At 44.2% G+C, this 3591-nt stretch carries 4 protein-coding genes and 3 pseudogenes; 5 read left to right on the top strand and 2 right to left on the bottom strand.

Going from position 1 to position 3591, the window contains the following annotated elements; genetic code table 11:
* Nucleotides 1-233, top strand: a pseudogene (locus L5M38_RS23835) (IS4 family transposase); the annotation flags it as partial.
* Here the strand turns inward: L5M38_RS23835 and L5M38_RS23830 are convergent.
* Entirely contained in the window at nt 217-372 is a 156-nt protein-coding gene (locus L5M38_RS23830) for an L-lactate permease (RefSeq protein ID WP_411569317.1), read from the bottom strand. The pseudogene L5M38_RS23835 and the gene L5M38_RS23830 overlap by 17 nt on opposite strands.
* Before the next feature lie 278 nt (nt 373-650).
* Here L5M38_RS23830 and L5M38_RS23825 point away from each other — a divergent pair, with 278 nt between their 5' ends.
* The gene (locus L5M38_RS23825) at nt 651-977 is read left to right on the top strand and encodes a helix-turn-helix domain-containing protein (RefSeq protein ID WP_014610910.1); all 327 of its coding nucleotides are present in this window, start codon (nt 651-653) and stop codon (nt 975-977) included.
* On the top strand, nt 970-2199 hold the full coding sequence (locus L5M38_RS23820; protein WP_263180517.1) for a type II toxin-antitoxin system HipA family toxin: 1230 nt from the start codon (nt 970-972) through the stop codon (nt 2197-2199). The genes L5M38_RS23825 and L5M38_RS23820 overlap by 8 nt, the downstream gene beginning before the upstream one ends.
* Nucleotides 2200-2341: 142 nt before the next feature.
* On the opposite strand, the gene L5M38_RS23815 is transcribed toward L5M38_RS23820, so the two are convergent.
* A complete protein-coding gene (locus L5M38_RS23815; protein WP_263180516.1) occupies nt 2342-2467 on the bottom strand; it encodes a hypothetical protein in 126 nt (41 codons plus the stop codon).
* Nucleotides 2468-2608: 141 nt separating this feature from the next.
* Here L5M38_RS23815 and L5M38_RS23810 point away from each other — a divergent pair.
* Both L5M38_RS23810 and glmM read left to right on the top strand, forming a co-directional pair.
* Nucleotides 2609-3151: pseudogene (locus L5M38_RS23810) on the top strand (polysaccharide biosynthesis protein); the annotation flags it as partial.
* Between the two features lie 74 nt (nt 3152-3225).
* Nucleotides 3226-3591: pseudogene (glmM, locus tag L5M38_RS23805) on the top strand (phosphoglucosamine mutase); the annotation flags it as partial.

The raw sequence follows: 3591 nt of genomic DNA, 5'->3' as shown, positions 1-3591 counted from the left end.
TGATGGTTCAATGCCTGTTGTGGCTAGTTGGTTTACACGCACAGCAACAGGGCTGGGATAAGCATTTTCAGGCCAATACCATTGGGCATCGAACGGTACTCTCAACGATTCGCTTGGGATTGGAGGTACTCAGGCGGCCTGATTATCAAATCACGGAGAAAGAATTGCTGGCGGCCTGGGTATTATTCGCCAATCAGTTGCTCAAATATGGCTATGCTATGGCTGATTTATGAGGGGATCCTTCAGGACTATATATGCTTGGAGTATTGTGAGCACTCCAATAAAAGTACAGAAAAATAGACTATGCTTTAGAGTAAAGCGGAAGAGGTCAGACTCTTTACCTGCCAAGCCTGTTGCGTGTCTCAGAACCATGCTTCAACGGGTGATGGTGTGGTCCTGATGAAGCGGGATCGCACCGAGCGAATGTGACTAAAGACTCGATCCTTAAAAACGAGGTATTTTGTAAGCTATTCTAATACTGTCCATTGGCCACCTGTTTACAGCAAGTGAGCGCGTTATGTTTTATCTATAATAATATATCGCTATACCTTTGTTGATGTGCAATAACTAATCGATCTTGTGTTCTTTTGGTTAGAGTGATATGTTTTTATATATAATTTTTATTTAGTGATACATTAAGACATATTGAAATGAACTATGTAACAGAGCAGATATTAGGGAGCCTTCGAGACGCTCGGATACGTAAGGGGTTTAGCCAAAGAGAGCTGAGCGCTCGTTCGGGTGTACCGCAAAGCCATATATCGAAAATTGAGTCTGGTGACGTTGATTTAAGAATGTCCAGTTTGATCGCACTTGCCCGCGTACTCGACCTAGAGTTATTTGTCGCACCTAGAAAGACTGTTCCTGCAATTAAGTCGATCATTCGAAGTAGTAACGCGACTCATAATAACGGTCTTAGTGATGAAAGTGAGCCAATGTCGCCAGCATACCAGTTAGAGGAAGACGACGATGACTAATAATGTCTCTACGTTAAACGTTTTGCTCTATGGTGAACCCATCGCAACGATCACTAATGTGGGTAATGACAGAACGCTATTTGCCTTTATGGATTCATACATTAATGATGGTTCACGGCCCGTGTTAGGGCTTGGTTTTAAAGATCCGCTAGGTGGCTTACTGACCAATTTCAAACCTACCCAAACCAAGTTAACCCCGTTTTTCTCTAATCTTTTGCCAGAAGAAACCATGCGCCATTACCTGGCAGAGCGTGCCGGTGTGAACCCTGCGCGGGAATTTTTTCTACTGTGGGTGCTAGGGCAGGATTTAGCCGGTGCGATCACGGTTGAACCGGCCGATGGTGAAGCGCTGCCACCTAATGTGCATCAAGACATTGAAGGTGATACGAAAGTTGAAGCGCCAATGCGTTTTTCATTGGCGGGTGTGCAGTTGAAGTTTTCAGCTTTACAACAAGTAAACGGCGGTTTGACCATTCCTGCTACGGGTAAAGGTGGCTCTTGGATTGTGAAATTGCCGTCGTCTCGATTTGAGGCTGTGCCAGAAAATGAATATTCGATGATGGAATTGGCTCGAATGTTGGGAATGGAGGTACCAGAGACTCAGCTACTTTCTATTGACCAGATTGCCAATATTCCAGAAGGCGTCGGCAAATATGGCAATTCTTTTAAAAATGCTCAGGCCTTTGCGATAAAACGCTTTGACCGTGTTGATGGTCAAGCTGTACATATTGAGGACTTTGCGCAAGTTTTTGGTGTCTATCCTCAAGATAAATACAAAAAAGCCAGTATGCGGAATATTGCTCAGGTTATTGGTATCGAAGGTCAAGATGAGGACATCGCAGAATTTACGCGTAGGTTAGTGTTCAATACGTTAATTGGCAATGCCGATATGCATTTGAAAAATTGGTCTGTGATTTATAAAGACAAACGCACCGCATCGATTGCACCTGCTTATGACTTTGTTTCAACCATTCCCTATATCCCTGATGATAGTGCGTCGCTCAAGGTTAGCCGTAGCAAAAAATTCAGCGATTTCACGTTGGATGAGTTGTCACACTTAGCCGCTAGGACCATGCTGCCAGAAAAGTTGGTGTTAGATACCGCCAAGCAAACCGTAACAGGCTTTCATGAGGTTTGGGCGAGAGAAAAAGCGCATTTACCACTTACCAAGTCGATGATTGAAGCAATCGAGAGACACTTACTAAGCATACCGCTACGCTAAAATGAGAACAGACACGTACGCATGCATAGGTGTCTGTCATATTAGGTTGAAGATTATGTTTAGTGACTTATTTGTCAATCATTGCCCCCGGTTGATAAGTTAGCAAGAAATTACGCCAGCATGGTATCACTGGCGTTTGCCGTTAACGTGATGCAGCAGAAACTTGGCGAAGAGTCCCTGCTTGCTTAGCCGCTTCACGTGCAGCGATAAGGCGACGAATACCATCTGCTTTACGTTGAGCTGTTGTCGAACTATTTTTTAAAGACATAATTGTCTCCTTCTGGGCCAAATGCACGCCATCTACCAAAGATTAACTGCTTTACGTGCTTTATGACAAGTCGGTTGTAGTACGACCTCTTAATTTATTGACCATACTGTCTCAACATTAAGTGTCCAATGGAATTGGACCAGAACAGGTGGCCCTGTTACTGTAACTCATCCTGAAATCACCCGCTTTTTTATGACCATTCCCGAAGCATCCCAGCTGGTTATTCAAGCAGGGGCAATGGGTAAGGGTGGCGATGTGTTTGTGCTTGATATGGGCAAGTCAGTCAAAATTGTTGATCTGGCGGCTAAAATGATCCGTCTCAGTGGTTTTGAGGTTAAAGATGAAGATCATCCACATGGCGATATTGCCATTGAGTTTAGTGGCCTACGCCCTGGTGAAAAACTCTATGAAGAATTGCTGATTGGTGATGATGTAACAGGGACAGACCATGAGCGTATTATGACGGCTCATGAGATATTTCTACCCTGGACCCAATTAGAGCAAATTCTTAATCGTTTAGATAAAGCTTGCCATGAGTTTAACCATGAGGCGATCCGTGAAATTTTGCTCTCGGCCCCGACGGGGTTTGCACCAACAGATGGTATTTGCGATTTAGTCTGGCAACAAAAGAAATCGTCTAAACCTATTGATGTTAAAGCTAAAGTAGTTAATTTGGTTTCTTAGTTTAAGTCATTTTTAAAAAGCCAAATCAGGTTTGATTTGGCTTTTTTCGTTTATGAGGTTTTTAAGGATGCAGTATGTCTAGGAAGTATTTTGGTACCGATGGTGTGCGTGGCAAGGTGGGTACATTCCCTATAACGCCTGATTTTGCGATGAAGTTAGGTTGGGCGGCTGGCACTGTGCTGGCGTCCACTGGCACTAAAGAAGTGTTGATTGGTAAAGATACCCGTATTAGTGGCTATATGCTTGAGTCGGCAATGGAGGCGGGATTTTCAGCGGCGGGTGTGAATGTGGCGTTGATTGGCCCAATGCCAACACCTGCGGTGGCGTATTTGGCGTCGACATTTCGCGCCGATGCCGGGGTGGTGATCAGTGCCTCCCACAACCCTTATTACGACAATGGGATTAAGTTTTTTTCAAACTCTGGCACTAAATTAAATGAT

It is taken from the genome of Shewanella sp. SM101, from assembly GCF_025654465.1.
GTDB lineage: Bacteria > Pseudomonadota > Gammaproteobacteria > Enterobacterales > Shewanellaceae > Shewanella > Shewanella oncorhynchi.
The sequence above is the reverse complement of the archived record's forward strand: the minus strand, read 5'-3'. Positions and strand labels throughout refer to the sequence as shown.

What these genes read in the sequence shown, in the direction of transcription:
- L5M38_RS23830 (WP_411569317.1), bottom strand. Translation starts at nt 372, where the DNA reads ATGGTTCTGAGACACGCAACAGGCTTGGCAGGTAAAGAGTCTGACCTC.
- L5M38_RS23825 (WP_014610910.1), top strand. Translation starts at nt 651, where the DNA reads ATGAACTATGTAACAGAGCAGATATTAGGGAGCCTTCGAGACGCTCGG.
- L5M38_RS23820 (WP_263180517.1), top strand. Translation starts at nt 970, where the DNA reads ATGACTAATAATGTCTCTACGTTAAACGTTTTGCTCTATGGTGAACCC.
- L5M38_RS23815 (WP_263180516.1), bottom strand. Translation starts at nt 2,467, where the DNA reads ATGTCTTTAAAAAATAGTTCGACAACAGCTCAACGTAAAGCAGATGGT.